General features: G+C 60.6%; 23 protein-coding genes, 1 tRNA gene and 1 pseudogene. 16 read left to right on the top strand and 9 right to left on the bottom strand.

Features of this window, described 5'->3' with window-relative positions:
- Positions 1–2: 2 nt before the first annotated feature.
- Together A9Q02_RS03110 and A9Q02_RS24795 are read right to left on the bottom strand one after the other, a co-directional pair.
- Complete coding sequence (locus A9Q02_RS03110) at positions 3–527, bottom strand: hypothetical protein (protein ID WP_097650901.1); 525 nt, start codon at positions 525–527, stop codon at positions 3–5.
- Between the two features lie 743 nt (positions 528–1,270).
- On the bottom strand, positions 1,271–1,729 hold the full coding sequence (locus A9Q02_RS24795) for a hypothetical protein (protein WP_245860258.1): 459 nt from the start codon (positions 1,727–1,729) through the stop codon (positions 1,271–1,273).
- Between A9Q02_RS24795 and A9Q02_RS25295 the strand changes: the two are divergent.
- Positions 1,610–2,374: pseudogene (locus A9Q02_RS25295) on the top strand (site-specific integrase); the annotation flags it as partial. The gene A9Q02_RS24795 and the pseudogene A9Q02_RS25295 sit on opposite strands and share 120 nt — an antisense overlap.
- A gap of 390 nt (positions 2,375–2,764) precedes the next feature.
- Here A9Q02_RS25295 and A9Q02_RS24785 read toward each other — a convergent pair.
- Both A9Q02_RS24785 and A9Q02_RS24090 read right to left on the bottom strand, forming a co-directional pair.
- Positions 2,765–3,601: an ATP-binding protein gene (locus A9Q02_RS24785; protein WP_097650899.1), complete on the bottom strand. Its 837-nt coding sequence runs from the start codon at positions 3,599–3,601 to the stop codon at positions 2,765–2,767.
- 441 nt (positions 3,602–4,042) lie between these two features.
- Entirely contained in the window at positions 4,043–4,240 is a 198-nt protein-coding gene (locus tag A9Q02_RS24090; protein ID WP_135478179.1) for a hypothetical protein, read from the bottom strand.
- A gap of 193 nt (positions 4,241–4,433) precedes the next feature.
- Here A9Q02_RS24090 and A9Q02_RS03095 point away from each other — a divergent pair, with 193 nt between their 5' ends.
- Positions 4,434–6,701, top strand: coding sequence for an NB-ARC domain-containing protein (locus A9Q02_RS03095; RefSeq protein WP_172450570.1), 2,268 nt, complete (start codon positions 4,434–4,436; stop codon positions 6,699–6,701).
- Positions 6,702–7,139: 438 nt separating this feature from the next.
- Here A9Q02_RS03095 and A9Q02_RS03090 read toward each other — a convergent pair.
- Together A9Q02_RS03090 and A9Q02_RS03085 are read right to left on the bottom strand one after the other, a co-directional pair.
- Positions 7,140–7,225, bottom strand: a tRNA-Leu gene (locus A9Q02_RS03090).
- Positions 7,226–7,321: 96 nt separating this feature from the next.
- The gene (locus A9Q02_RS03085; protein WP_097650897.1) at positions 7,322–7,642 is read right to left on the bottom strand and encodes a DMT family transporter; all 321 of its coding nucleotides are present in this window, start codon (positions 7,640–7,642) and stop codon (positions 7,322–7,324) included.
- Positions 7,643–8,022: 380 nt separating this feature from the next.
- On the opposite strand from A9Q02_RS03085, the gene A9Q02_RS03080 reads away from it, so the two are divergent.
- From A9Q02_RS03080 to A9Q02_RS03070, 3 genes are all read left to right on the top strand, one after another.
- The gene (locus tag A9Q02_RS03080; RefSeq protein ID WP_097650896.1) at positions 8,023–8,388 is read left to right on the top strand and encodes a VOC family protein; all 366 of its coding nucleotides are present in this window, start codon (positions 8,023–8,025) and stop codon (positions 8,386–8,388) included.
- A 200-nt stretch (positions 8,389–8,588) separates the two neighbouring features.
- Positions 8,589–9,647, top strand: a complete 1,059-nt coding sequence (locus A9Q02_RS03075) for a patatin-like phospholipase family protein (protein WP_097650895.1) — start codon at positions 8,589–8,591, stop codon at positions 9,645–9,647.
- Positions 9,631–10,566: a YihY/virulence factor BrkB family protein gene (locus tag A9Q02_RS03070; RefSeq protein WP_172450567.1), complete on the top strand. Its 936-nt coding sequence runs from the start codon at positions 9,631–9,633 to the stop codon at positions 10,564–10,566. The genes A9Q02_RS03075 and A9Q02_RS03070 overlap by 17 nt, the downstream gene beginning before the upstream one ends.
- Positions 10,567–10,767: 201 nt before the next feature.
- On the opposite strand, the gene A9Q02_RS03065 is transcribed toward A9Q02_RS03070, so the two are convergent.
- Positions 10,768–11,703 (bottom strand): apurinic/apyrimidinic endonuclease family protein, encoded by a 936-nt coding sequence (locus A9Q02_RS03065; RefSeq protein ID WP_097650893.1) that lies wholly within the window; start codon positions 11,701–11,703, stop codon positions 10,768–10,770.
- 274 nt (positions 11,704–11,977) lie between these two features.
- Here A9Q02_RS03065 and zigA point away from each other — a divergent pair, with 274 nt between their 5' ends.
- The 11 genes from zigA to A9Q02_RS03005 all read left to right on the top strand — a co-directional run bounded on the left by zigA (position 11,978) and on the right by A9Q02_RS03005 (position 22,077).
- Complete coding sequence (gene zigA, locus A9Q02_RS03060) at positions 11,978–13,255, top strand: zinc metallochaperone GTPase ZigA (protein ID WP_097650892.1); 1,278 nt, start codon at positions 11,978–11,980, stop codon at positions 13,253–13,255.
- Positions 13,239–13,481, top strand: a complete 243-nt coding sequence (rpmB, locus tag A9Q02_RS03055; protein WP_097650891.1) for a 50S ribosomal protein L28 — start codon at positions 13,239–13,241, stop codon at positions 13,479–13,481. Before zigA ends, rpmB begins: the two co-directional genes overlap by 17 nt.
- A gap of 9 nt (positions 13,482–13,490) precedes the next feature.
- Positions 13,491–14,720, top strand: coding sequence for an FAD/NAD(P)-binding protein (locus A9Q02_RS03050; RefSeq protein WP_097650890.1), 1,230 nt, complete (start codon positions 13,491–13,493; stop codon positions 14,718–14,720).
- Positions 14,721–14,734: 14 nt separating this feature from the next.
- Entirely contained in the window at positions 14,735–15,049 is a 315-nt protein-coding gene (locus tag A9Q02_RS23560; RefSeq protein ID WP_141508677.1) for a hypothetical protein, read from the top strand.
- Between the two features lie 455 nt (positions 15,050–15,504).
- Positions 15,505–16,650, top strand: a complete 1,146-nt coding sequence (locus A9Q02_RS03040) for a sugar ABC transporter substrate-binding protein (protein ID WP_097650888.1) — start codon at positions 15,505–15,507, stop codon at positions 16,648–16,650.
- A 338-nt stretch (positions 16,651–16,988) separates the two neighbouring features.
- Complete coding sequence (locus tag A9Q02_RS03035; RefSeq protein ID WP_097650947.1) at positions 16,989–18,047, top strand: RRXRR domain-containing protein; 1,059 nt, start codon at positions 16,989–16,991, stop codon at positions 18,045–18,047.
- Positions 18,048–18,060: 13 nt separating this feature from the next.
- The gene (locus A9Q02_RS03030) at positions 18,061–19,581 is read left to right on the top strand and encodes an ATP-binding cassette domain-containing protein (RefSeq protein ID WP_097650887.1); all 1,521 of its coding nucleotides are present in this window, start codon (positions 18,061–18,063) and stop codon (positions 19,579–19,581) included.
- A gap of 34 nt (positions 19,582–19,615) precedes the next feature.
- On the top strand, positions 19,616–20,833 hold the full coding sequence (locus A9Q02_RS03025) for a sugar ABC transporter permease (protein ID WP_245860237.1): 1,218 nt from the start codon (positions 19,616–19,618) through the stop codon (positions 20,831–20,833).
- Positions 20,834–21,221: 388 nt separating this feature from the next.
- On the top strand, positions 21,222–21,416 hold the full coding sequence (locus tag A9Q02_RS03015; protein ID WP_097650886.1) for a hypothetical protein: 195 nt from the start codon (positions 21,222–21,224) through the stop codon (positions 21,414–21,416).
- Positions 21,417–21,431: 15 nt separating this feature from the next.
- Positions 21,432–21,761: a hypothetical protein gene (locus A9Q02_RS03010; protein WP_097650885.1), complete on the top strand. Its 330-nt coding sequence runs from the start codon at positions 21,432–21,434 to the stop codon at positions 21,759–21,761.
- 94 nt (positions 21,762–21,855) lie between these two features.
- Positions 21,856–22,077, top strand: a complete 222-nt coding sequence (locus A9Q02_RS03005; protein WP_097650884.1) for an antitoxin family protein — start codon at positions 21,856–21,858, stop codon at positions 22,075–22,077.
- Between the two features lie 147 nt (positions 22,078–22,224).
- Here A9Q02_RS03005 and A9Q02_RS03000 read toward each other — a convergent pair whose 3' ends face one another.
- A complete protein-coding gene (locus A9Q02_RS03000) occupies positions 22,225–25,308 on the bottom strand; it encodes a hypothetical protein (RefSeq protein ID WP_097650883.1) in 3,084 nt (1,027 codons plus the stop codon).
- A gap of 646 nt (positions 25,309–25,954) precedes the next feature.
- A complete protein-coding gene (locus tag A9Q02_RS24085) occupies positions 25,955–26,113 on the bottom strand; it encodes a hypothetical protein (protein ID WP_172450564.1) in 159 nt (52 codons plus the stop codon).
- Positions 26,114–26,196 lie beyond the last annotated feature (83 nt).

Here is a 26,196-nt window from a genome sequence, read left to right as displayed (position 1 = left end):
GCCTACCTGAGCGCTTGGCCGCCTAGCAGTGGCGGAAGCTCGCCCCCCTGTCTCCTGATTCCCTGGTGGGAGCGAGGAGCGGTGATGCCCAAACACCTGATGGCGGTGCAGGAAAACGCCCCTCCACCCTGGTGGGGGCGAGGGGCGGGTGGGAGGGAAAGGCTATCGCCAGCCCAAAACGTTCTCCCTGAGCGGAGGGTGGGGGCGGGCATCCACGCCGCAGGAAAACTGACCGCCCCACCCAGGTCGTGCAGGGCCGCCAGACATGCCGCACGCAAGGCAGTCTGCAGATCGTGATTCAGGTGTGCCCGCTCAGCCGGGGTGCTGCCCTCCCGCAACCGGAGCCCCGCCGTCTGCAGCGCCTCGCTGCCCGATGCGCTGAGCGCATTGGCGAGGATCCCCGACGCACCGGGGAGCACCTGGTCGGCCGCTGCGCTGACGAGGCCCCCCGCCAGGCCGCCGAGCAGCGCCCCAACCGGGCCTGCGGCCAGACTTCCCACCATGCTTCCGAGGCTCCGAAGCTGCATCGCTGGCTTTCTCTGGCACGGGCGAACGACACCGATCACCCGGAGCCAGTCCCGCCCCCCTGCTATGGCTGGTGGGGGCTTCGGCGACCACCTCTGGCGCCCTCCCCTCGCCGCGTGGCAAGAGGCAGCGCATCGTCACGGATGGACACGGAATCAGACTTGGTGGCACGTCAACAACCGGGACGAGGAGCAAGATGCAGCATGCAGGTGACGGGCCGCGGAGATCACCACGCTCAGTCACACCGACAACAACGAGCACCCTGATGCAGGAGCAGCTCGGTCGTCGGCCCAGGTCGGCGTCGCGAGAGGGAAGATGGGCACGATGAAGATAGCATAGAAATCAGTCCTGTTTGGTTAAAAACCATCCACGCAGCAGTGACATGTTTTTTTGTGGAAAAAAGCACAAAGAAAACGACTCGTAAAGGTCGTAAAGCATGGCGTTATCCGGGGAGGCCGAAACGGGGCTTGGCACCGCTGCGTGAACCCGTGAACCAAGGGGCCGGGCGAGCGCATCTTGCGACGATCACGCAACGGGTCTACCAGCGGGATCGGGGCAAAACCTCCGAAAACGCGCATGCTCAGAGGCATGCGCTCGCGGGAGCCAACATACCGCACGCGCACGCCCCATTGCCCTGACCGCATGTTCTGCCAAGCACCGCACCCACGCCATCCCTGCCCCCCATTGACCGCCGTGCAGCCCTGCGCCGCGCCCTCACACCGCAACACCCCCGCTGCGCACCGCTTTAGGCAGCGCGGTGCGCAGCGGGGGTGCGTGGACACCAGTGAACGATTAAGGTGGAGCCATTTGTCAAGACACAACATCGGCAGGACAACGGCGCGGCAACGGAGAAGGGGCCATCTACCAGCGCGACAGCGACAGCAAGTGGTGCGCGTCCGTCGACCTGGGCCTGGTCAATGGCAAGCGCACGCGCAAAGTGATCTACGGGAAGACCCGCAAAGAGGTTGCGGCCAAACTGAAGGCCATCCATCGCGACCAGGCCGCCGGCGTCAATCTGACGCCGCAGCAACAGACCGTTACGCAGTTCCTGAAGACCTGGCTTGAGGAGACCGTCAAGCGCCAGGTGCGCGTGCGAACGTACGCCAAGTATGCCCAGGACGTCCAGCACCACATCATTCCAGCGGTAGGCACGCTTCAACTCACCGGGCTCACTCCTGACCACGTCCAGAAGATGCTCAACCATCTGGCAGACAACGGGCTCTCGTCCAACTCCATCCGCAACGTGCGGGCAACGCTGCGCTGCGCCCTGAATCAGGCCCTCCGCTACGGCTACGTCGTGCGCAATGTCGCCACCCTGGTGGACATCCCTGGCAAGGTCACATTCAAAGCCCAGCCGCTCACGACGGTCCAGGCGCAGAAACTCCTTGACACTGTCCAGGGGGATCGTCTGGAGGCACTCTACCGTATTGCCCTGGGGCTCGGTCCACGAAAAGGCGAAATCCTCGGGCTGCGCTGGGAGGATGTCGATCTGGTCGGGGCCACAATCTGCATCTCTGGCTCATTGCAGCGCCAGAATGGTCGCTTAGAGCGCAGCACGACCAAGACCGAGGCCAGTGTCCGCACGATTGCCCTGCCGCTGCGCCTGGTGAACGCGCTGAAGCAACACCGCGCGTGTCAGGAGGCCGAGCAGAAGGCTGCGGCAAACTGGAGCAAGAGCGGGATGGTTTTCACCTCGCGTATTGGCACGCCACTCGCACCAGAGAGCCTGACGGAGCACTTCAAGGCGCTGCTGGAGAAGGCCGGCCTGCCGAAGACCGTCCGTTTTCATGACCTGCGCCACACCTGCGCCACACTGATGATCAAGCAAGATATTCACCCGCGCGTGGTGATGGAGATCCTGGGCCATTCCCAAATCTCGACCACGATGAACACCTACGGGCACGTGCTCCCCGAAGTGCAGCGCGAGGCGGTCAACATCCTCGACGGGCTGTTAACTGAGGGAGACCCTGGCGCTGCGACAACGGCGCCCCCGCCCAATCCCCCGACGTCTTCGGCGCCGGAGACAGCCGACTGGGAGGGGAGCATTTCCACGCCGATTTCGTCATCGGTGACGAAAAGGCATGACGAAATTGGCGGGCAGAAGTCAACGCGGTTCGAGCATCCCGGGCAAGAAGCGGTGATGGTGCCGCACACGCGCCATTACAACGACAGGAAACATACGATTTCGCCACACTATTTCGTCAAGCCTGACGAAATGGTGTGGCGAAAAAGAAACGGATCAGGGCAGGTAGAAACGTTTCGCCCGGCGCTTTCCACGGGCAACGAGCAGCCCGTGCGCGGCAAGTTCGGTCAAGTCACGCAGGCCGGTGCTTGGCGAGACACCCGTCGCGACACAGTACTCGCTGGTGCTGATGCTCCCGGCCACCCGCACCATCTCCAGCGCCTTCAACTGGCGCTCGTTCAGCCCTTCCGGCTCCATCCCCTTCCCACCATTGCGGAAGGTCACGACGAAGTCGAAGTGCTCGGAGAACTCCGGCGGCGGCAGGCCCAGGGCTTCCATCTCGCGGAGCATAAAGCGGATACCGGAGCCAATGCGCTCCATGTACCCCGGCAAATCGCGGAGCAGGCCGGCCAGTACAGGGTTACGCGGCACTGAGGTGACGCGAAGCGCGACCAGGTCGTTGAGTGAGACGCCGGGCAGCAAGGCCCCCGGGCTGCGGATCTCAACGCGGTCGGAGTACAGAAAGACGCGCACCGTCTCGCCGGAGCGGGCGTAGTCGCGGTGGATCACCGCATTGACCACCGCCTCGCGGAGGGCTTCATAGGGATATTCGGGCTCGTCCTCGCGGTAAAAGCCGCGGATGGTGGCTCCCACGCGGATATACTGTCGCAGGAAGCTGCTCGCCTTGTCGATCAGTTCAGGCATCGTTCCCACGAAGTTTTTGCGGTCGATGTAGGTGCGGATGCCCTGGGTGTCGGCGTACTTAATGCAGACGACCTCGCTCTGCGGCAGGTAAAGCTGCGGGTCGTAGCCGAACATCAGGAGGCCGGCGTGCGTGGGGCGAGCCTCGCCAGTCTGCGGATCCTCGGCCACCGCCTTGAGGCCGATGAGCATCTCGGTTCCAGAGCTATGGCGCTGGCGTGCCCGGCTCTCGGGCGACCGGCTTGCGAAGTAGCGGTCGAGCGCCTCGCCGCCGTATCTCCCAAGAGCGCACCTGTGATGTTTTCGGTTCAAGCATTGACACCCTACGGCTTGCTGACAGGGTCAGGTATGCCACCTGGGCGGCTCGTAGACGGCCTGAGCGCCCGCCAAAGAGCGTGCCTGTTCCAACGTCTCCTGTCTCCTGGGAGCCCGGGCGGCCCGCCCACGCTCCCAGCGGCAATGCTGCCCCCAGGTGTCAAGCAGTACCAATGAGTGTTCTTTGCGTTCTTTGCGTTCTTTGCGTTCTTTCGTGGCTGAAAGAATCAACCAATGGGTGTTCTTTGCGTTCTTTGCGTTCCTTCGTGGCTGAAAGAATCAACCATCTCGTTCGAGAACAAGCGGCCCGCCTATCCCTCAGAAGCGGATCACGCCCAACAGCACCAGCATCACCAGCGCGGTAATGATCAGAGGCAGGCAACCGCCACCCGATGCGGACGGCTCGGGCTGGGGCACCGGAATGTAGATGACCTGCGGCGCTGGCGGGCTGCGAAAGAATCCGCCAAGCAGGGCCGCAAGAGCGACGACCAGGGCCATCAGTGATAAAATTTCCATCGGGGGGCCTCCTCTCGGCGTGGACACTGTTCCTGGCTGTAGTAAACTACAGGCCAGCGCGGATATGGCCCCCAGGCAACGCGGAACTTTCCCCAGTGGTGACACCGAAATTTCGGCGTGCCTGCGCCGACATCTCCGCGTGGCGACACGGCAACATGGTCAAGTGAGCCAATGCAACTGCCAGGAGAAGACAATGGGTAACCGTAGCGAAACCTTTGGCCGCCTGCTCAAGGGGGCCATCAACAGCATTGCCACCTATGAAGGCAAGACCGCGCCGATCATCGAGGAGGAACTGGCCGAGCAAGTTGGACTGGCCGGCTCAGCGATCCAGCGCTACAAGGCCGGCTCCCTGCCCCCCGACCCGCGCACCATCGAAATCATCGCCGAAGCTGCCGTTCGACGCGGCCTCTTTTCCCGCGAATGGCTCCAGCGCTTCCTGCACGCCGCACGGTACCACCAGGCCGACCAACTGCTTGACCGCCTCTGTCCCCTCGGCCCGGCGCGCCCGCGGCCGCCGCGCGTCTACCAGAACCTGCCGGCCCCAACCTATAGCCAGTTTGTGATGCGTGCCGAAGCCTTTGCTGAGGTACTGGACGGCCTGAGCAAACGCTCGGCGGCGGTAATCATCGTCGGCCTGGGCGGCAACGGCAAGACCAGCCTCGCCCGCGAAGTTGCCGACGCCTGCCTGAAAGACGAGAACAGCCCGGCACGGTTCGATGCGGCGGTCTGGGTCAGCGACAAAGACCGCCCAGGCACGACCAACCTCAGCATCGTGCTCGACGAGATCGCCCGCACGCTCGACTACCCCGGCTTCACCCAGTTCGAGCACGACGAAAAACGCCGCGAGGTCGAGCAACTGCTACGCCGCCAGCGCGTGCTCGTCTGCCTCGACAACGTCGAGACCATCACCGACGGCGCCCTGATCGCCTGGCTTCTAAACTTGCCAGAGCCAAGCAAAGCGATGATCACCACCCGCGAATACCGCCGCGAATATCGGCGCGGCGGCTGGCCGGTTGAGTTGCGCGGGATGAGCGATGGTGAAGCGTGGCAATTGATCCACGAACGGGCGCGCCTGCTCAAGATTGATCAACTCATTGGCGCACCAGCCCAGGTGGAACCCTTGCTCGCCGCTACGGGCGGCAACCCCAAAGCCTTGACCATCACCCTGGGGCTGCTGAAATACGAACGGCGACCCTTGCAGCAGGTGGTTGATGATCTGTATGCGGCGCGTGGCGAGCTTTTCGCTGACCTCTTTGATCGTGCCTGGTCATTCCTTGACGAAGCCGCTCGACGCGTGCTTCTGGTTGCCACCTTCTTCCCAACCAATGCGAGCGCCGAAGCACTGAGTGCCAGCGCTGATGTCCAGGGGTTTGCCTTCGACCGAGCAGTAGAGCGTCTCGCGGATCTTGCGCTGCTTGATGTGCAGCAGGATGATCTCAATCATCCACCACGCTACACCATTCATCCTCTGGTTCTTGCCTTTGCCATGGCGCGCTTGGCCGACCAGCCATTATTTGAGCGTAATGCCCGCGAACGATGGGTTTCTTGGTGTGTAACTCTTGCACTACAAGTAGGCCATTGCCCTCATGAAGTGGAAAAATTATCACTGCTCGATCTGGAACACGAGACAACCTTCTGGGCGATGAAGTGGGCTTACCACAATCGTTGCTATGAAGATGTCCTCCAACTCGGGCACGGTTCTATGTACTATTATTATGTGAAAGGGTTATGGGATAAATGGTTTGATGCAAACTTGATGCGGCTCGAAGCAGTGCGAAAGATAGAAAATTTCATTGAAGAGGTTCGTGCGCTCGCATATCAAGTTCAGATGTTAAGTCGACAGGGAAAAATTAGTGAGGCAACGGAGTTTCGCCAAGCACTTGAACATCGCATCCACAACCGACCTCTCTCTGGGGACACCTTCTTCCTCGTTCACCATTGTCTCGGTGCATATGCTCTTGCCATTGATGATGTTAAAGCGGCTGAAATGTCTTGGCGAAGGATTCTTGCTGAACCCGAACAGCTCTCCCACTATCGAAGTGTGACAAGTCGTCAATGGGTAGGTCTGTGCTTATACTACCAAGGACAGAAGCAAGCAGCCCGTGCGCTGTTCCAGGAGGCACTCCACGAGGCCGTTGCGCATAACTATGGGCGCTACATGCTCTTCAACCAGATCCGTCTCGCTGCGCTTGAACTGGATGAAGAAAACATCGAGCGTGCCGAACAGGCACTTGAGCAAAGTGTTCGGCTAGCACGCCACTACCATGATCGCGAACAGCTCGCATACGCTTTACGTCTGACTTCGCGTCTGTGCGCGATGCAGGAGAATACCCATGCCGCAAAGGCAGCGCTTGCCGAGGCAATTGATCTCTTTGAACGAATAGGCCTACGCCGTGACCTCGCCGAGGCCCGCGAGGAGTTGCGTCGACTCGATGAGATGGGCGACGCGCCAGCGGTCTGACGCCTCGTCCACCTTCGCGCGCTCAGCCCCCTTAGCAGCGGGATAGCGTCGGGGGCCAGCAGCGCGGTGAGCAGCACGAAGGCGAACAGGACGAAGGCGGTAAGGGCGAGCGTCGCTCGGTAGTCGCGGGCGGTGCGGTTGCCGTTCATCTCTAACCTCCTGGGCTATCATTGCTTGGGCCGATGGTTAGAGTATCGCGTGAAATCGCTCGGATGTGCGGGATACGTTATGGGGTAAACTTCAGTGTCGGGGTGGCCGGAGCAGGCTCGGAGTTGTAAGGAATTTCCGAGCACCTCATCAACGCACGCCTGGCGTATGGCTACACACCGCCGTGGACGGCTACAAACGCTCCGGCTTTGGCTACATGATTGGCTACATGAAACGCCTCCGGGCCGATCTTGGCGACCGGCCCGGAGGCGTTTCATGGCTTTGCAATGCTGGTGCCGGAGACGGGACTCGAACCCGTAAGGGGTTGCCCCCAGCGGTTTTTAAGACCGCAGCGTTTGCCTTTTCGCCACTCCGGCTGACGTTCCCCTGATTATACCATGCGATCAACCATGTGCTTCTTTGCCATGGCTGCCGCAACAGGTTCAGCAAAGCTGAACCTGTTGCGGCAAAATCTACTCCCCGGCGCTGATCCGTAAGCCGATGATGCCGCCGATCAGCATGGCTAACGAGATGAGCTTCAGTGCGTCCCGTGGTTCGCCAAGCCAGATCATGCCGACAATCGCGGTGCCCGCGGCCCCGATGCCTGTCCAGACCGCATACGCGGTACCCACCGGCAGCGTGCGTAAGGCGTAGCCGAGCAGCGCCATGCTCATGCTTAAGGTGATGATGAAGCCGATCGTTGGTCCCACTTGCGTGAACCCTTGCGTCTGTTTTAAGAGCAAGGCCCACCCCATTTCCATGAGGCCCGCGATGATGAGGACAATCCATGCCATGTTGTTCTTCCTTACTCGTCATTGGTCTTCAGTGAACTGGGGTTACGCCCCAAAACCCTGCCCAGGCGCTGCCGCAGCAACACAAACCCCTTTTACAAACCCGTTCGGGTTGCTATATAATACCCCAGGATAATCCGCTCAAGCCAACGGTTGAGTCGTGTTGACGCAAAGGCGCTAGGGCGCTAAGCCTTGATGCATCTCTATACGCAGCGTTGCGCCTTTGCGTCAAACAACATCCGCAGCGTTGCGCCTTTGCGACTTTGCGCCTTTGCGTCAAACAATATCCGCAGCGTTGCGCCTTTGCGACTTTGCGTCAAACAACATCCGCAGCGTTGCCCCTTTGCGTCAAATAACTCGTCTTCTTGGCAAGGACACACGCGATGTTTGACAGTCATATCCTCTTCTTTCCAGTCGCCGATCTGTCACGTAGTTATCAGTTTTATCACCATATTCTGGGACTAAAGCTGGTGCTCGATCAGGGCGGTATTCAGATCTATCAGGTGGCACCCGGTGCCTTTGTTGGTCTCTGTCAGCACGAGCAGGGGCCGCTTGCGCCCGATGATCGTTTGATCCTGACCCTCGTGACCCACGAGGTTGATCCCTGGTATGAGCGCCTCGCCACTGGCGGGGTTTCAGTCGATGCTCCGCCCCGCGAAAATCCGCGCTATCAGATTTATCATTTCTTTGCCCGCGATCCCGATGGCTATCGCGTCGAAATCCAACGCTTTCTCCATCCGTTTCCGTAAGTAAAGGCTCGGAGAGTTTGACGCAAAGGCGCAAAGGCGCTAAGGTTTGATCTAGCTCCATCCATAGCTTTGCGTCTTTGCGTCTTTGCGTCTTTGCGTCTTTGCGTCTTTGCGTCTTTGCGTCTTTGCGCCTTTGCGCCTTTGCGCCTTTGCGTCAACACGGCCCAACCTTTTGCGCGTACAGAATTGAGGAAACTGTGATGTCTAGCCAAACAAGTCCACGCCGGGTCGCGATTGCCTGTCAGGGCGGGGGCAGCCATACGGCCTTTACGGCCGGAGTGCTGAAGTCGTTGCTGCGTGATGAGGCCCACGGCCGCTATCAGATCTGTGCGTTGACTGGTACCTCCGGTGGGGCTATCTGTGCCGCCCTCGCCTGGTATGGCTTGATCAAGGTGGAACGGGGGGAATGGCAGCGCGAGCAGATTAGCGCGATCATCCAAGATTTCTGGCTCGATAATGCGCCTCAGTTGCCCTGGGAACGCTTTTGGAATGATTGGACGATGACCTTGCTCAATATGCAGGTGCGCGGCAAGTTGCCAGCCCTGAAGTCGAGCCCGTATACGCCGCAGATGGTGCTGGCTAATGACCTGCTCAAGCAATTTGCGCCCCGCCCCGAGTTCCTCGATCTGCGGATGTTGCTTGACAAGTATTTTCATGTCGATGAAATCCAACAACCGGTCGATCAGCCCCGTTTGTTGCTTGGTGCGATTGCGGTCATGGCCGGCACGTTTAAAGCCTTCGACTCGATGAAGGCCGAGATTAGTACCGATGCGGTGCTTGCCTCAACCACCCTCCCCACCCTGTTCCAGGCGATCAAGATCGATGATGAAGTCTATTGGGACGGGCTCTTTTCGCAGAATCCGCCGGTGCGCCAGCTTGTTGTGGGCATTGATACGGCGCTCAAGCCGGATGAGATCTGGGTGGTGCGCATTAATCCCCAGCGCATTACCCAGGAACCAATGAGCATCGAAGAGATTGAGGATCGCCGCAATTCGCTTGCTGGTAATCTTTCGCTGAACCACGAACTCGATGTGATTCGCAAGGTTTCAGAATGGGTGCGCCAGGGGCAGCTCAAAGATCTCGGGCTGAAAGCAGTGGATATTCACTCGATCGAGATGAGCCCGCATCTGAAGGGGAGCCTCAATTATGTCTCCAAGCTGAACCGCGATCGCGATTTTCTGCTGAATCTGATCGCCGATGGCGAGGCTCAGGCTGATGCGTTTCTTGCGAACTGGAATGCCGATGTCGCTGCAACCTGAGCGTCGTCCCTCGTCGATGCTCGATTCAGTACGTGAGAAGATCCGCCATGACTTCGCCTACCTGCTGATCCTGCTGCGGGGCACCTACGCTGCCTTCAAAGACGATGGCGGCCGTGCCCTTAGTGCGGCGCTGGTCTACTATAGTACGCTCTCGACCGTGCCGCTGCTCATCTTGATTATTTCCCTGCCCGGTCTCCTGCTCCGTGTGGTTGATCCGGTCGCCGCCGATCGCTTTGTTCGTCAGATGACGGAACTCGTCGGCCCGACTTTTACCGAGATTCTGACGACGTTCCTCGAACGGGTGCAGCATCAGTCGCTGCTCATCGCCGGGGTGAGCGTTGGGATGCTGCTCTTTAGCGCCTCCTCGGGCTTTCGCTTTCTCCGCTATGCCTTCCGCTGGATCTGGCGCAATGAGCAACCCGTCCCTCCAACGACGTCTTCGCTGGGCCGTCTCCGCGCAACGCTGCCGGGACGCATTGTTGATGCCTTGATCGCGTTTGGCATCGTCTTTGTCGCCCCGTTGATCGCAACCGTTGGCTTGCTCATCTATCTTCTGCTCAATCTTGCCCGTGCGTTACTCAATGATCTGCCCTTGATCGGCAGTACCCTGAGTTCGCTACTCGCTCCGTTGATCTTGCTCTTTCTCTATAGCCTGATCTTTATGCTCTTGCTCTGGGTGATGCCCCCTGTCCTCCTGCGCCTACGCGATATTGTTGTGCCCGGCTTTGTCTGCGCCGTTGCGGTCTTGATCACGACCTATGGCCTCGGACTCTATATCCGTTTTTTTAGTGGCGTGAGCATTTATGGCGCGATTGGTACGATCTTTGCACTGCAACTCTGGACCTACATCAATGCGCTTGTGCTCTTTAGTTGCGCCGAGTTGACCAAGTTGCTCGTACGCAATGCTGCTTCCACCTGATTCTTCCAGGATCTCTTTGGCCTCGCTGTCCTCCCCGTTGGCAAGCCCTGGTTGCCTTGATGCTGTGCCCTGCCAATAAGGCCGGATAAGGTGACGCAAAGGCGCAGCGGCGCGAAGCTGTGGATGCAGATCCATCAAACCTTTGCGCCTCTGCGCCTTTGCGCCAAAAGGGATTGCTTCTCGTCTTACCTGCCCGCTACCTCAGTCAAGCCTCGCGGCAAGCTCTGGCGCCGTCCGCGCAAGGTCGTTCCGCAAGCGCGCGAGCGCCAGATCACCCCCTTTCGCTTCGAGCATGATGTCAAATGACGGCAAGCCACGCGCCGCAACCAAGAGCCGGATCAGGTCGCCCGGGGCGATGAAGTCGGCATGTTGCCCCACCCGCGGCGCGACAATGCGCATCGGTGTCCCGGCTCGCCCCGGCAAGAGGTGCGCCTCGGTGCGCTGCGTGCTCAGGTGAACCTCGGGCCGCGTCCCCGGCGGCCAGGTCGCCAGCGCCAGCCCGAGCGCAAGAGGCAGGCTGAAGCCCTCGGGGTTGTGCAGTTCCCAGTGCAACGTGTCAAAGACCAGCGGTACCCCGCACTGCTCGTGCAACACCAGCAATTGCCCAAGACTCGGCCCGTTGGCTTCATGCTCCAGCGCCAGACGCGCCCGCGCCCGCGGCGAAAGTGCTCGGTAGCGCAGCGCAAAGCGACGGTAACTCAGCGGATCATCCGCTGCCGCTCCAAGATGCGCAACAACGATGCCCTCGATTTGCGCTGAACGGCGCTGCCCATCGAGCGCCGCGAGCAGCGCCGCCGCCGCCTCGATCGTCGCCGCACTCCGCTGCGCAAGCTCAGCATCAGCGGTCGCCAGCGTGAGCCCATGCTCAAGGTGCAGCGTGATGCGGAGGCCCGCCTGCGCAACTTGTTCGGCCAGTAGATCGAGTTGATCGGCACACGCCGCGAGTTGCCCAAAGCCGTCGCGTGCCGTGAGCGCTAACGCAGCCCGGTAGTAGCGCACCTGGATCTGTCCCAGATACCCCACCATATCCCCGAGCCGCGCGAGATCCAGGCTCAAATGCGCCCCCCGCTCGCGCCTGCCACCACTGGCTAACCCCGGACGCCCAATCGCCCGCACGACAAAACCCAGTCGTACCATGCCAGACCTCCCTAGTCGAGGGGTTTTATACGTTTCCGTGTAGATTATACCATAGGTATGTCCGTGCTGTGGGGCGGTCAAGCCGCCCGATACCACGGACACACCTTGTTTGACCAGGGCGATTGCATCTTCTGTGTATGCATCCCGCAAGCGCCCTACTTGTTTGACGCTCGCTCCTTGACAAGCACAATGATATATTCTATCATTACCAGCATAACCGACTCGCCTTGAGTCGTTCTTTTTCGTTAGAAACTATTGATAGAATGTATCACTTATGACAGCAACTCCCGTATCTCCGCACCGCCTGCCCGTGACGGTGCTCTCAGGGTTTCTTGGCTCGGGCAAGACGACGCTGCTCAACCATGTGCTCGCGAATCGTGAGGGCCTGCGTGTCGCGGTGATCGTCAACGATATGAGCGAGGTCAATATTGATGTGCAGCTCGTGCGCGGTGGGGGGGCCGCACTCAGCCGTACCGAAGAGCGCCTCGTCGAGATGTCTAATGGCTGTATTTGCTGTACCCTGCGCGAGGATCTGCTCGTTGAGGTGGCGCGCCTCGCCCGCGAAGGTCGTTTCGATTATTTGCTAATCGAGTCGACCGGGATCGCCGAGCCGCTGCCGGTCGCCGAGACCTTTACCTTTCCCGGGCCTGATGGCGTCAATCTCGGTGATCTCGCTCGTCTCGATACGATGGTGACGGTAATCGATGCCTTTAACTTTACCCAGGATTTTGCGTCGCTCGATGAGTTGCGCGACCGCAACATCGATGCCGGTGAAGGCGATGAGCGAACGGTGGTCGATCTGCTGATCGATCAGATCGAGTTCGCCGATCTTCTTGTGCTCAACAAGACCGATCTGGTGGAGCCCGATGAGCTTGATCAGCTCGAGGCGCTGCTGCATAAACTCAATCCCGAGGCCCAGATCATGCGCTCCAGCTTTGGTCAGGTGCCGCTCAACGCGCTGCTCAATACCGGTCGCTTCGACTTCGAACACGCCGCCCAGTCTCCCGGCTGGCTCAAGGAGCTGCGCGGTGAGCATGTGCCCGAGACCGAGGAGTACGGCATCGCTAGTTTTGTCTATCGCGCCCGGCGTCCGTTTCATCCTCAGCGCTTCTGGGAGCTGATCAACCAGCCCTGGCCCGGTGTGCTCCGCTCCAAGGGGCTCTTCTGGTTAGCTACCCGCATGGATTTGAACGGCGTCTGGTCACAGGCCGGCGGTGCCTGTCGCGTTGAGCCAGGTGGTCGCTGGTGGGCCGCGCTGCCCGAAGAGGCCGTGCCCGATGATCCCGAGCACGAGTTGTTCCTCGTCAAGCGCTGGGATCCGACCTGGGGCGACCGACGCCAGGAGCTTGTCCTGATTGGGCAGCATCTCGATGAGGCCGCCTTGCGCGCTGAACTCGATGCCTGTCTGTTGACCGAACGCGAAATGGCTCTCGGCCCTGACGAATGGGCCCACTTCGAGGATCCCTTCGGGTCATGGGAGTTTTTCGATGCGTATGACGACGACGACGACGACACGTACGAAAGGAGCGTGAGCAATGGCAAAACGATGTGATCTGACGGGCCGCAAACCATCCTACGGCCACAATGTCTCGTTTTCAAAACGGCGTACCAACCGTCGCTGGGAGCCGAATCTGCACTATCACCGGATCTGGGTGCCCGAAGAGCAACGCTTTGTGCGCCTGCGCTTGTCGGCGGCCGCGCTGCGCGAGATCGAGAAGAAGGGGCTGATGCTCGCGCTGCGTGACCGTGGTCTCAAACTCAAAGATGTGGAACGGTGAGCAACGCCAATGCTCGACTGGCTCATCATTGGCGGCGGCCTCCACGGCACCCATCTGGCGCTTGTCCTGACGGCCCGGGCCGGGGTTGCCGCCGAACGGCTGCGCATCCTCGATCCACACGCGCATCTGCTCGCCCATTGGGATCGTTGCACCTCGGCCCCTGGCATGACCTATCTGCGCTCAACGCTGGTGCATCATCTGGCGCTTGATCCGCACGATCTCTGGCACTTCGCCCGACGGCGTGGGGTGCAAACCACGCAGTTTCGCGGCCCCTATCGCCGCCCCGCCCTCGCGCTGTTTCGCGACCATTGCGCGCACCTGATCAAGCAGCACGGGCTTGATCAGATGCATCTGCAAGGACGTGCAACCGGCCTCAAACGCACCGCACAGGGCTGGCATGTCGCGACCAATCAGGGGAGCCTGGCAGCACGGCATGTGCTGCTCGCCCTCAGTACCGGCGAGCAACCACGCTGGCCGGAATGGGCGCAGGCGTTGCGAGCCGCTGGCGCAAGTGTGCGCCATCTCTATGAGCCCGACGCATGCGATCCTAGCCCGGTCTCACGTGAAGATGCCGCCTCGTCCGAATCGCTCTGGGCCAACGGGAACCCAGGCGATCACACGGTTGTCATTGGGGGAGGGATAAGCGCCGCCCAGGTGGCCGTGGCGCTCGCCCAGGCAACCCCGGGACGGGTGACGCTCCTCATGCGCCATGCGCTGCGCATCGAGGCCTTTGATAGCCCACCGGGCTGGGTCGGGCCAAAGGAACTCCGTGGTTTCCACGATGAGCCCGACGTCTGCCGCCGCCGTGCGCTCATCACTGGTGCCCGACGTCCCGGCAGCATGCCCGACGACGTTGCGCGTGCCCTGCGCCGCGCCGAACGCCGAGGCTGGCTGCGGATCATGCATGGTGAAGTAGGCGAGGCCAGGGTTGAGCCAGATGGCACCACGAGCCTGGAACTCCCGAACCTGACGCTCCACACGCACCACGTGCTGCTGGCAACCGGCTTTGCCCCCCATCGCCCTGGCGGTGCGTGGCTCGACGAGGCGATTGCCACCTACGAACTGCCCACCGCGCCCTGCGGCTACCCATGCGTCTCACCATCACTCGTCTGGGCACCGGGACTCTATGTCACCGGGGCGCTCGCCGAACTCGAACTGGGACCAGTCGCACGCAATATCGCCGGAGCGCGTCACGCCGGGGCACGTTTTATTGGCAAATGTGACAACTCCCAATTCTAAAGAATTGGGCTTCTTTGATCTTGATGCGCCCACCCGTGAGGGCCGGTGTGCGCAAGCATCGCCCGTCCACATCGAACTCGCCCGAGAAGACCAGCCTCACGCATATCGCGGACGGGTTCGACGTTCTGGGGCAGCACATCCGGAAGTACCCCAACGGCAAACAGCACAAATTTCTCATCACGCCGTCGGCCAAGAGCCACAAAACGCTGCTCCTGCAAGTGCGCACGATCGTGACTGGCGATCGCAAGCATCTGCTGCCTCTTGGCGTCTTTCGCGGCATCGCGATCATCAGTGCGGCGGATTTTCTTGCGCTCGTCCCAGAACCGTAAACTTTGATCGCTACTGCGCCTCAACATAGTTCTTTCACCGCTGTGCTTCAACGCATCCTTATGCAAGTCCCACTCACCATTTTCTGGGCGCTGTGTTTTACCTGATAGCCATTTCACCAGTCCGCAGCTCACGAGCAAGCTAGAGGCCGCAGGAGCCAGGATCAGCATGGACGGTCGTGGGCGCGCCCACGACCATATCTTCATCGAACTCATGAGGCATGTGCTTGCCTAAAGTAAGATCTTTCGTGACGCCATGCGGATACCAATTTCCTACGCAAAAGTGGTATAATTGCAACGCTTTGCTACCCAAAGTATTGGGCCGACAGCGAAAGGAGGCTTTCGCTCACCATCTATATCTTTATCCTCTTTATGCTCTAGCTCGGTGCTCAGGTTCGGTTCGTCGTCGGTTGTTTGCGTTATTTGAACTTTATTGCTGTCTAGGAGGACATGCACCCATGCGAAACAAAGGTGTCTTCGCTATTCTCGCGCTGATCGCGAGCTTGTTGCTCGCTGCCTGTGGCGCTCAAACTCCCGCTGCTCCATCTGAGCCCACCGCTGGAACCACTACCGCCTCGCCCGCTTCCGAACTCGCGGTCGGAATTGTGTTGCCCACCCGTGACGAGCCGCGCTGGATCCAGGATGAGACCCGCTTTAAGGAAGCTCTGGAAGCCGCTGGCTATCAGGTCGAGATTCTGTTTAGCCAGGGCGATTCGTCCCGCGAACAGGCCAATGTTGAGTCGCTGATCACCAAGGGCATCCAAGTGCTGATCATCACCCCGCACGACGGGACAGCTGCCGCCGCTTCGGCCAACGCTGCCCGTGCTGCCGGAGTCAAGGTCATTTCCTACGACCGGCTCATCCGCGAGACTGACGCGGTTGACTACTACGTAACTTTTGATAGCATCGCCGTCGGTGCCCAGCAGGCGCAGTTCTTGGTGGATAACGCCACTGGCAGCGGCAACCCGCTCTATCTCTACGCCGGGGCCGCCACCGACAATAACGCCTTCATCTTCTTCGAAGGTGCGTGGGGTGTCTTGCAGCCCAAGATTGCTGATGGCACTTTTGTGGTTGCCAACTCGTCCGAGGCTGTGGCCCTGTCCAATGAAGCGACGCTCACCCGCGAACAGCAGGCCCGGATCATTGGGCAGATCACGACCAATTGGGACTTTAATACTGCCAAGACCTTGGCTGAGGCCAACTTGACCGCCGCGCCTGATGATGCCAAGGGTGACGTGTTCGTTTTGGCCCCCAACGACGGTACCGCCCGCGCCATCGCCGACACCTTCGCCACCGACCCAGCTGTAACCAGTTTCTTGATCACCGGGCAAGACGCCGAGCAAGCCTCCGTCCAGTACATCATTGATGGCAAGCAGTCCATGACCGTCTTCAAGGACGTGCGCACCCTGGTGCAAAGCGCGATTGACGCCTCGATTGCCCTGCTGACCGATGGCACACCTGAAGCGTCGGGGAGCTACAACAACGGACGGATTGAGGTACCCGCCGTCCAAGCCCCCGTGGTTACAGTGACCCGTGACAATGTCCAGGCCGAGTTGATCGACTCCGGCTACTATCAGGCCAGTGACTTCACTGGTTTGCCGTAAGAGGTTCGACCGGCATGGAAGCTCACGCTCACCTGCCGGTCCGTGGGTTTTGGGAGGGCTTGGCCCTCCCAAAACCTCCGCGAGGCCAAGGACTGACCATCAGCCAACGAGGCGAGAAGCACAGGTCAAGAACCCAGGACTGAAGCTCCTGGGCTTGTGGAGTAAACGAACGCCAATCATTTACCCACAACGCAAGTCCTGACTAGACACACATACTGAACCGGCTGGGCGTGGCAGCCCAAACGACGGTAGAGATGCCTCCCTAGTCCCTACCCGCTCGGTCGGTCAGTGTCGAAGGGATAATTAGCCGCCTTCGGGCGAGATTGTGAGTGATCACTATGCAATATATTCCGGTTTTGAGTGCTACTGGCGAGCGGCTGATGCCTTGTCACGCGGCACGCGCTCGGCAGCTTATTCGTAACGGAAAGGCGGTCAAACGTTTTGACCGTGGAATCTGCTACCTGGTGCTGACCAAGCGAGAGACCGGCGAAACCCAGCCGATAGCGCTCGGGATAGACCCCGGAAGCAAGAAGGAGGCCTACACCCTTCAGACTGAGCAGCACACCATCCTAAACATTCAGGCTGATGCTGTCACCTGGGTGAAGGAACACGTCGAAACAAGACGGCAGATGCGCCGGACCAGGCGCTATCGCAAAACGCCGTGCCGTGCCAATCGCAAAAACCGGGCACGCGGCGGCATACCACCTTCAACCCGGTCCCGCTGGGGCTGGAAGGTTCGCATTGCTCGCTGGCTTGCTCGCTACTACCCCATCACGGCCATTGTGATTGAGGATATTGCCGCTATCACGCTGGAGGGCAAACGCCGCTGGAATGCGTCTTTCAGCCCGCTTGAGGTTGGCAAGCTGTGGGGCTACGACCAACTCGATCAGATCGCGCCTGTCCAGGCCGTTCCATCGCACTACACCAAGTCGTTAAGAGAGCAGGCAGGACTGAAGAAAAGTCGAGACAAAACGAGCGATCAATGGGATGCGCACTGTGTCGATTCGTTTGTGCTGGCGAGCTACGCCCTAGGCGGGCCTTCAAAGCCGACGAGCATCAACATGCTCTATCTTGTCCCTTTGCGGTTCCACCGGCGGCAACTCCATCGCCTCCAACCAGAGAAGGGAGGTGTCCGTAAACCGTATGGCGGTACACGTAGCCTCGGACTGAAACGAGGATCATGGGTGCGCCATCCGAAGTGGGGAGTAGCCTACGTGGGAGGCACGTACAAAGGACGGATCAGCCTGCACAACATGCAGACTGGCAAGCGACTGACACAGACCGTACATGTATCCGACTGCCAGATGCTTTGTACTGCCTCATGGCGGATACGAGCTAAAGCTGTCTCAAGCAGGGCGCTCCTCCCAGCGCTAAAGCGGCTGGGTTTCCGCGCCTAAAGGCAAGCTATCTATGACCACTGCTATTCTGGAAATGCGGGGCATCACCAAGGAGTTTCCTGGGGTGAAGGCCCTGAATAATGTCACCTTCAGTGTGAAGCGGGGCGAGATTCATTGTCTGGTTGGCGAAAATGGTGCGGGCAAATCTACGCTGATGAAGGTGTTGAGCGGGGTCTATCCGCACGGTAGCTACACCGGTGAGATTGGCTTTGCCGGCCAAGTTCAGCAGTTCCGGGGCATCCGCGATAGTGAGCGCGTCGGGATTGCAATTATTTATCAAGAACTAGCCCTCGTGCCTGAACTGACAGTGTACGAGAATATCTTTCTGGGCAACGAGGTGCGCAAAGGGGCGTTGATTGACTGGAACGAGACGATTAAACGGGCGACGCAGATGCTCGCCAAAGTGCGCCTCGATGTCAATCCCGAAGCCAAAATTAAGGATTTGGGCGTCGGCAAGCAGCAACTGGTCGAGATTGCCAAGGCGCTCAGTCGTGATGTGAAGTTGCTCATCCTGGACGAGCCGACCGCCGCCTTGAATGAAGATGATAGCGCCAATTTGCTCGATCTGCTGCGTGGTCTGCGCGATCAGGGCGTGACCTGCATCCTCATTTCGCACAAACTCAAGGAAGTGATCGCGATTGCCGATAGCGTGACGGTGCTGCGCGATGGGCAGACGATCTGTACGCTTGATGCCCACGAAGGTGAGGTCAGCGAGCCGGTCTTGATCAAGCATATGGTCGGGCGCGAGATTGAACAGATCTATCCGCCGCGTGAGCATAAGCAACCCGGTGAGGTCGTGCTCCAGGTGCGTGATTGGAGCGCCTACAGCCCAAGTTTGGGTCGCCAAGTCTTGCGCAACGTCAGTTTCACCCTGCGCAAAGGCGAAATCGTCGGATTTGCGGGCCTGATGGGATCGGGGCGTACCGAACTGGCCTTGAGCATTTTCGGCAATTCGCCCCATTACCGGATTGAGGGCGAGCTTCAGGTCAAGGGTAAGCCGTGCCAATTGCGGCGTCCCTCCGATGCGATTGCCGCCGGGATTGCCTACGTCACCGAGGATCGCAAGGGCAATGGCTTGATCCTGATCCAAGATGTCAAGCAAAACATTACCCTTGCCAACCTGCGTGCCCTGGCCCAACGCACCGTGATTGATGCCAACGCCGAGGTCAAGATCGCCAATGAGTATCGCACGACGATGAATATCAAGACGCCGAGCGTCGAACAGCGCATCTCGAATCTCAGCGGCGGTAATCAGCAAAAGGTTTGCCTCAGCAAATGGCTCTTTGTAAAGCCAGATGTGCTGATCCTGGATGAGCCAACGCGTGGGATTGACGTCGGGGCCAAATACGAGATCTACACCCTGATGAATAGCTTGGTCGATCAAGGCATGAGCATCATTATGATCTCGTCGGAACTGCCCGAAGTGCTGGGGATGAGTGACCGGGTATATGTAGTTGCGTCGGGGCGGATTACCGGCGAGTTGTTGGTGACTGAGGCCACCCCCGAGAAGATTATGGAATTGGCAACGAACTGAGTGGACGGTCAGCATTGACCGAGGAGTCACAACGATGATGTCGGGGAAGACTGAAGCGCAGACGCCGGGGTCGTTTTTGCAGGATCTGAGTAAGGTACTGCGTCAGAACATCCGCGACTATGGGATGTATATTGCCCTGTTTGTGATCATGGTAATCTTTGCTATCACCACAAACGGGATCTTTCTCTCGCCACGCAACCTGAGCAACCTGCTCAATCAGACAGGTTACATTGCGGTGCTGGCCGTCGGCATGACGCTGGTGATCGTCATCCGCCACATTGATCTTTCGGTGGGCTTTTTAGCAGGCTTTTTGGGCGCAGTGGCGGCGATTGCCCTGGTGCAATGGGGCCTGCCAACGTTCTTTGTCATTCCGATGGTGCTGGGTCTGGGCGCGTTGGCCGGCTTGATCACTGCGTTCCCGATCGCCCAATTGGGCATTCCGTCGTTCGTAGCTTCCTTGGCGGGTTGGTTGATCTACCGGGGGATGCTCCAACTCGCCACCGAAGGAACCGGCACGATTATTATTCCCGATGCGGCATTTAATGCGATTGGGAACGGTTTTATTCCCGATTTGCCGCTTGGTGGGCCATTTGAACAGATTCATAGCCTCACCTTATTGCTTGGCATTATCGCCATAGGGCTTTTTATCTATAACGAACTGATTAGTCGCAAGAAGAAGATTGTGTATGGCTTCGAAGTTCTGCCAAATGCGATCTTTATCCTCAAGTTACTCTTTATTAGTGGGATTGTGGGCTGGATTACTTGGGTCTTGGCAAACTTTAATGGGCTGTCGTGGACGGTTGTGGTGATGCTTTTGGTGGTTGGCATTTACCACTTTGTCACGACACGCACCGTCTTGGGGCGGCACATCTATGCGGTCGGTGGCAACCCCGAAGCCGCCGAACTCAGTGGGATCAGCGTGAAGCGTATCACCTACATTGTGTTCGGCTCGATGGGTATGCTCTCGGCGCTGTCCGGCATCCTGTTTGCGTCGCGGCTCCAATCAGCAACGACGACCGCCGGTACGCTGTTTGAGCTTGATGCGATTGCGGCGGCCTATGTGGGTGGCGTCTCGGCTGCGGGTGGCGTAGGCCGCGTGACCGGCTCAATCATCGGTGCACTGGTTATGACTTCGCTTACCAGTGGCATGAACCTGATGGGCGTCGGTATTGCGTATCAGTACATCGTGCGTGGCGTGGTACTGGCGGCTGCGGTGATCTTCGACGTGGCAACGCGGCGCGCCGCACGCTAGGTCAACAAGGGATGAAAGGCGCCGAACGGCACATGTGTTTGCCGTTCGGCGCATTTTAGCCCTCGGGGCGTAGTTCACGATACCTCACAAGGATCTGGCGGGCCTGCCAGAGATCGTGGGTCTCTGCGGAGACATCGGCTGAGCCATCGGCATGGAAGGTAACGCTGCTCTGTGGAAACCAGAGCGCAACATCGCCTCACGTTCGATGTAACCTTGACAGGATGGTTGCCTCACGAAGAATGTCACCCAACGCAAGTGAACCTAGAGAGCGTAGGGTGTCTCGTGAGGTCCCTGATGAGGTATCGAGCGAAACGTGAATGATTGGCGCAGACGGCACCGCGCTACCAGGAGGCTGGCCATCAGCTTCGCGGGGGATCGGGGCCAGCGGGTGCATGACCTGCACCCAGACGAACCGGTACGGCATTTCAACCGCCCGCATCAGCCGGTCACCTGGCTGCGCACGTGGACGACGCCGGCGCAGGCGGAAGGCCCGAAAGCCCTGATCGCCGGGTTGTATGGTGATAGTACGGCGGAGCGTGCCAGTGCGTCGTTGGCAGCGGCGCACGCCGTGCTGGCACGGTGACCCGAAGCGACGCGCTTGATCCTGTACCTGCACGATGGGGTGCCGACGGACGAACCGCCGACCATGGTCGCCGCGACGGTCGCAATGGTGCGGCGCCAGGGCACGCTCGTGGTGGGCGTGTCTGTCGGCCCGCAGGAACATCTGGAGCGGCTGGAGGGCATCTTTGGCGCAGCGGACACGCTCGCGGTGGCGCGGCTGCGCGAGGTACCGCCTGCATTGGGGCGGGTGCTCCAGCGGGCGGCGGCCACCCCAACGCAGGCGGCGCTGAGCACGCAGCGATCTTCTGCCGTGATGTTTCATCGTGTCCATGCACCCCCGCTGCTCACGGCTCGTGCCAGAGCATGAGCTTGTCGTTCCGTCCTCCCCTTCTATGCTCCAATGGCTTCTGGAACGGTGTTTCCGTATGTGGGCGGCATGGAAAGCAAGCAGGGAGGATGTGATGACAACGACCATTGATGCGGTGTTTGATGGCCACGTGTTTTTGCCGACGCAGCCGATCAACGTACCCCCAAACACTCGAGTTCAACGCTCCATCATCGCCGAAGCGCCGCCAGCGGCACGCTCCTTCCTCGATGTGGCTGAAGCCTTCGCGCTGGAAGGTCCAGCCGATTGGTCGCTTCACCTCGATACCTATGTATATGGCGGCAAGGTGCCGCCATGAACCATGAGGTGTTTTTGGACACCGCCTACGCGATTGCCCTTGCGAATGTGCGGGATGCGTTGCATCCGAAAGCCGTACAGGTGGCGCAAGACCTCCGTGCTCAGCAGAAGAAACTGGTACCTACACGTTCAGCGTGCGCCAGGCCCCTTAGCGGCGGGCCAGGGGCAGGTAGACACGCTGCAGCGTCGGGGTGGTGGTAGCCACAGCGTCGCTCTCCGAGCGCAGCGTGGTGACGCCGCCGCTGCTGCTCAGGTTGAACTGCCATCCAGGTGCCAGACCGGTCACCGTGACGGTCGAGAACGCGCCCGCGCTGCTGCCGGCACCGACGAACGCGAAGCTGTCGCCAGCGCGGGGCGCGTAGCCCTCGCCGAACGCCAATATGAGTTCGCCATCGAGTTGCGCCGCCCCGCTGACAGTCAACTGGTCGTACTGGTCCGCCCCGACGAGATCCAGCCGTAGCTTGCTGGCGGGTAGAAAGGTCGCCGCACCTACGATGGCCAGGGTGCCCGGTTGGGCACCGAGCGCGGCCAGTGTCTGGAGATTGCCGCTCGGCGGCAGGGGTTCCAGCCCCACGTTGATCGTGCCGTGGTTCACCAGCGTGCCGACGACCTCGCCACTACCGCCGAGGGTGCCGTTCTCCCAGATGGTGAGGCTCTGGTCGGCAACGACGCGCCCGCCGTCCAGTTCGATTGCCCCGGCGCCGGTAGGCTCGGCGCTGGCCGGGGCACCCACCTCGATGCGCTGCGCCCGCGTCTGGCTCTCCGCACCAGCAACCGACAGCGACGCTTCGTCGTCGCCCAGGCCGATGAAGAGCGGGCCGACGCAGCGGAAAGTCCCGCCGTCGCTCACCCTGAAATCGCCGGTTCCACTGAAACCGATACTACAGCTCGCGCCGGCCCCCTGCCCAGCCGTGAGACTCGCGCCCGCGCCCTCCACGAACACGATGGGCAGCGATCCGGGCTGGTGGCCGACTGAGAGCGAACGGCCGATATCGACGATGCCGCCGTCAACGATGCGCAGGCTGGAGACGGCCCCGGCGGTATTGCCGAGCAGGAGATCCTGCCCGATCAGCAGCGTGGCTGGCTGCTCTAGGCTCTCGTCAACCCCGCCGACCAGTACGCGGCTCCATGTTGATGAGCCGGGCGGCAACGCGACCGGCAGCCCCGGTGCCAGATTATCTACCGCAAGGGTCTCCGCGACCTGCACGCTGCCGCCATCGCTGATGCGCAGGCTACCGGGGTGGCCGCTGCCGAGCTCCAGCCCGGCCTGGATGCTCCAGCTTGTCGGGTTGGTGGGGTTGATCGCCTCATCGAAGCCGACCCCACTGACCGACACCTGCGAGAAGCCGCCCTCACCGCCGCTGGGGTCGAAGGCGGGATCGAAGTTCGGCGAGAAGGGCGCGCCGCCAATGCGTGCGCTGCTGCTCTGCAACGCGCTGCCGCCGACGAGGCTGATGTAGCCGGGGTAGCTCTCGCCCACCAGCAGGCTGCCCGAGTCCCACTCTCCCCCCACGAGGGTAGCAAATCGCCCCACCCCGCCAACGCCAAGTTTCGTTTCACCCGTAGTGAGCTTCCCGCCAAAGAGACCGAAGCCGGCGCGGCCCGCCTGCCCGATTACCAGCGGCCCGCTCACGTCGAGTTGCCCGTCGGCGAGAATCTGGACGATGGCGTTTGTTTCGTCGTCAGTGGCGCTGGTCGGCAGCGCGCCCACGTACAGTTCGCCCACCTGCACGCGATCCACGACCGACAGACTCGTCTCGCCCTGCCCATCCCGGCTGCCCACCCGCAGCGCGCCGATGATCGCCAACTCGCCTGCCGTCCAGGTTACCTCGCCGTCCTGCACCTCCACACTGCCCACTTGCTGCGTACCGGTGCTGACGGTGTAGGTGTTCGCCAGGTTGAACAGCGCCCTGTCGCCCTGGCCCGGCACCTCTTCGCCCGCCCAGTTGGTCGGGTCGCTCCAGGCGCCGCCGTCGCCGTTGATCCAGCGACCGAGGGTGGGCGAGAGCAGTACGAGCCGGGCCCGGCTGAGCGTCGGGTCGAAGTAGTTGGCTGCCAGTGCGCCCCCACTGCTCGCCCGATACAGGAAGCTGAAGCTGATCGGGGCGGGGAAGAGCGGATCGTTGCCGGCGAGGATCAGGGTGGAGTCGCGGAACAGCCCGCCGGCTGGCTGCGCCGGGTCGTCGCCGGGGGCCATTTGGTAGACCACGCTGCCGTCGGGCTGAAGCAGCGCACTGCTGAAGGTGGCACTGATCGAACGCGAAGGCTGGCCGCTGCCGCTGCGCTCAAGCAGGGTACTGCCGTCGCGCACCAGCCTGAAGTTCCAGGTGTCGTTCGGCGCAAAGGTGAGCAGCGCGTAGATCAGGTTGTCGGCGTCATTCAACTGGAGGCTGCGCACCTCAAGGGCGCTGACTTCGGTGGTCGAAAATTGCTGTTCGACCTGGGTGGTGCCGTTCAGACTGCTGATACGAAAGCCGATCTGCTCTAAGCGCGGGCGCGGCCCGCTGCAGTCGGAGTTGGGGTAGACCAGTGTGCTCAGGATCTCGTGGATCACCCCCTTGCCGTTGGCGTTTATGCGCACCCGCGACTCGTTGCTGCTGGCAGCGGCGAGCCTGCCGTTACTGCACGAAGTACGCGTGGACGGCCGCCGTAGCACTTCCTGGCTGCTCACGCCATCGCTGCGGTAGACGATAAAACCCGAGTCCCCCTCAACCTCGGCGGGCTCGGTGGCGAGCCAGCGGCCATTGCTGGTCGGGTGCTCAGGCCTGAAGCGGCTGCCAGGCGGCCCGAGTGGCAGCAGCGTGAAGCCGCCGCCGACCTCCAGGCGCAGCGCGCGCGTGATCAGGCTCTGCCCGGCCTCGTTGATCCAGAAATAAACGCGCCCGCTCGCGTCCACGAACCAGGGCTCGGCGCGGTTGATCGTAATGCTGGTGCCGATCCCCGAGGGTAGCTGGGCGGGCACCTGAGCGCCGTCGAGCAGGAAGGGTTCGACGCTGTTGGCGATTAGCCGGTAGACGCCGATGGTGCTGGAGATCTGGGCAAGGAAGTAGACCGTGCCGTTGTTATCAATCAGGCCGCCCGCCAGCGCCTGGAGCTCCGGGTTCGGAGGCAGGGTGATCACGTCGAAGCCGACGGCGGCCCGCGCCGGCGACGGGGCGGGCAGCAAACAGAGCAGCAGGATTATGGCGAGCAGGCGCCGGAGCGGTGCGAGAGCAGCGCGGGTTCTGGTCATCGGGGGTTCCTGGTTCCAGCGCAGGGCGATGAGCGTGCGAAGGCGGACCCGCAATACCGCAGAAGTCACACTGTGCCGGTTTCCCTCATGCTGAGCAAAGCGAAGCATCTCGGCAGGGACGCTTCACTTCGTTCAGCGTGACAGCGTTCCTTATGCGCTACTGCGATCTTACCTTTGACTCTTGTATGTGAGCACAGCCTCCGAATATTTGATCAGAGACACTGCATTGCACTATCACCTATGCGACTCTCGTGTACTTTCAGTGTTACAACTAGTATACCATGTCACTCTACAAAGGAGTGCTCTTTATTGTTCACCAGTGTCGAGGAGCCTTTGCGATTTTCCTGGGCCGTTTTCGACCACGCAGTGTCTCTTCTTTAGACTCGGAATCCACGTTGTTGACTCTAGCGGCTCGATCCAAAGTGAGCAAGGTGCCAGTGGTTTGGATCCAATGTGACCTTGCGATCACGACTTAATGACACAAGCCGCTGACGGTGTGGGAGGGGGAGCGGGTACGCTCACGGAGGGGGGGGCGTTGGATCAGCAGAACGAGAACGCCAAGCACCATGACAACCAGGATGGCCGAGGCAATGCCGACGGCGATATGGTACCCCGATAGGGGTGAAGACGTGCGGAGCCAAGCGGCTCAATCCGGCCAGTAGCTGACCAGGCGGCCCGCCGGATCATAGAGGGAGCCCGGATCAGAGGAGCTATTGTTCCAGATGTTCTCGGGTGGCCCGGGAAAGACGCGACTCTCGTTTGGGGCGAGCACGCCGCCGATGGGATGCCGCTGCGCCCCCCGCACACTACATGTTAAATGTCAACTAGATTTGCCGCCCGTTCTGCCTCACGAGAGAATCTTACTTTGTCGGGCTCGTTGCCTCACGA

Source organism: Candidatus Chloroploca asiatica, assembly GCF_002532075.1.
In the GTDB taxonomy this organism is placed as follows: domain Bacteria; phylum Chloroflexota; class Chloroflexia; order Chloroflexales; family Chloroflexaceae; genus Chloroploca; species Chloroploca asiatica.
Note: the sequence above shows the minus strand (reverse complement) of the source record. Positions and strands in the feature narration are given on the sequence as shown.

Coding starts and splice junctions, on each gene's coding strand:
- A9Q02_RS03110 (WP_097650901.1), bottom strand. CDS start 527: ATGCAGCTTCGGAGCCTCGGAAGCATGGTGGGAAGTCTGGCCGCAGGC.
- A9Q02_RS24795 (WP_245860258.1), bottom strand. CDS start 1,729: ATGGTTGAGCATCTTCTGGACGTGGTCAGGAGTGAGCCCGGTGAGTTG.
- A9Q02_RS24785 (WP_097650899.1), bottom strand. CDS start 3,601: ATGCTCATCGGCCTCAAGGCGGTGGCCGAGGATCCGCAGACTGGCGAG.
- A9Q02_RS24090 (WP_135478179.1), bottom strand. CDS start 4,240: ATGGAAATTTTATCACTGATGGCCCTGGTCGTCGCTCTTGCGGCCCTG.
- A9Q02_RS03095 (WP_172450570.1), top strand. CDS start 4,434: ATGGGTAACCGTAGCGAAACCTTTGGCCGCCTGCTCAAGGGGGCCATC.
- A9Q02_RS03085 (WP_097650897.1), bottom strand. CDS start 7,642: ATGGCATGGATTGTCCTCATCATCGCGGGCCTCATGGAAATGGGGTGG.
- A9Q02_RS03080 (WP_097650896.1), top strand. CDS start 8,023: ATGTTTGACAGTCATATCCTCTTCTTTCCAGTCGCCGATCTGTCACGT.
- A9Q02_RS03075 (WP_097650895.1), top strand. CDS start 8,589: ATGTCTAGCCAAACAAGTCCACGCCGGGTCGCGATTGCCTGTCAGGGC.
- A9Q02_RS03070 (WP_172450567.1), top strand. CDS start 9,631: ATGTCGCTGCAACCTGAGCGTCGTCCCTCGTCGATGCTCGATTCAGTA.
- A9Q02_RS03065 (WP_097650893.1), bottom strand. CDS start 11,703: ATGGTACGACTGGGTTTTGTCGTGCGGGCGATTGGGCGTCCGGGGTTA.
- zigA (WP_097650892.1), top strand. CDS start 11,978: ATGACAGCAACTCCCGTATCTCCGCACCGCCTGCCCGTGACGGTGCTC.
- rpmB (WP_097650891.1), top strand. CDS start 13,239: ATGGCAAAACGATGTGATCTGACGGGCCGCAAACCATCCTACGGCCAC.
- A9Q02_RS03050 (WP_097650890.1), top strand. CDS start 13,491: ATGCTCGACTGGCTCATCATTGGCGGCGGCCTCCACGGCACCCATCTG.
- A9Q02_RS03040 (WP_097650888.1), top strand. CDS start 15,505: ATGCGAAACAAAGGTGTCTTCGCTATTCTCGCGCTGATCGCGAGCTTG.
- A9Q02_RS03035 (WP_097650947.1), top strand. CDS start 16,989: ATGCAATATATTCCGGTTTTGAGTGCTACTGGCGAGCGGCTGATGCCT.
- A9Q02_RS03030 (WP_097650887.1), top strand. CDS start 18,061: ATGACCACTGCTATTCTGGAAATGCGGGGCATCACCAAGGAGTTTCCT.
- A9Q02_RS03025 (WP_245860237.1), top strand. CDS start 19,616: ATGATGTCGGGGAAGACTGAAGCGCAGACGCCGGGGTCGTTTTTGCAG.
- A9Q02_RS03005 (WP_097650884.1), top strand. CDS start 21,856: ATGACAACGACCATTGATGCGGTGTTTGATGGCCACGTGTTTTTGCCG.
- A9Q02_RS03000 (WP_097650883.1), bottom strand. CDS start 25,308: ATGACCAGAACCCGCGCTGCTCTCGCACCGCTCCGGCGCCTGCTCGCC.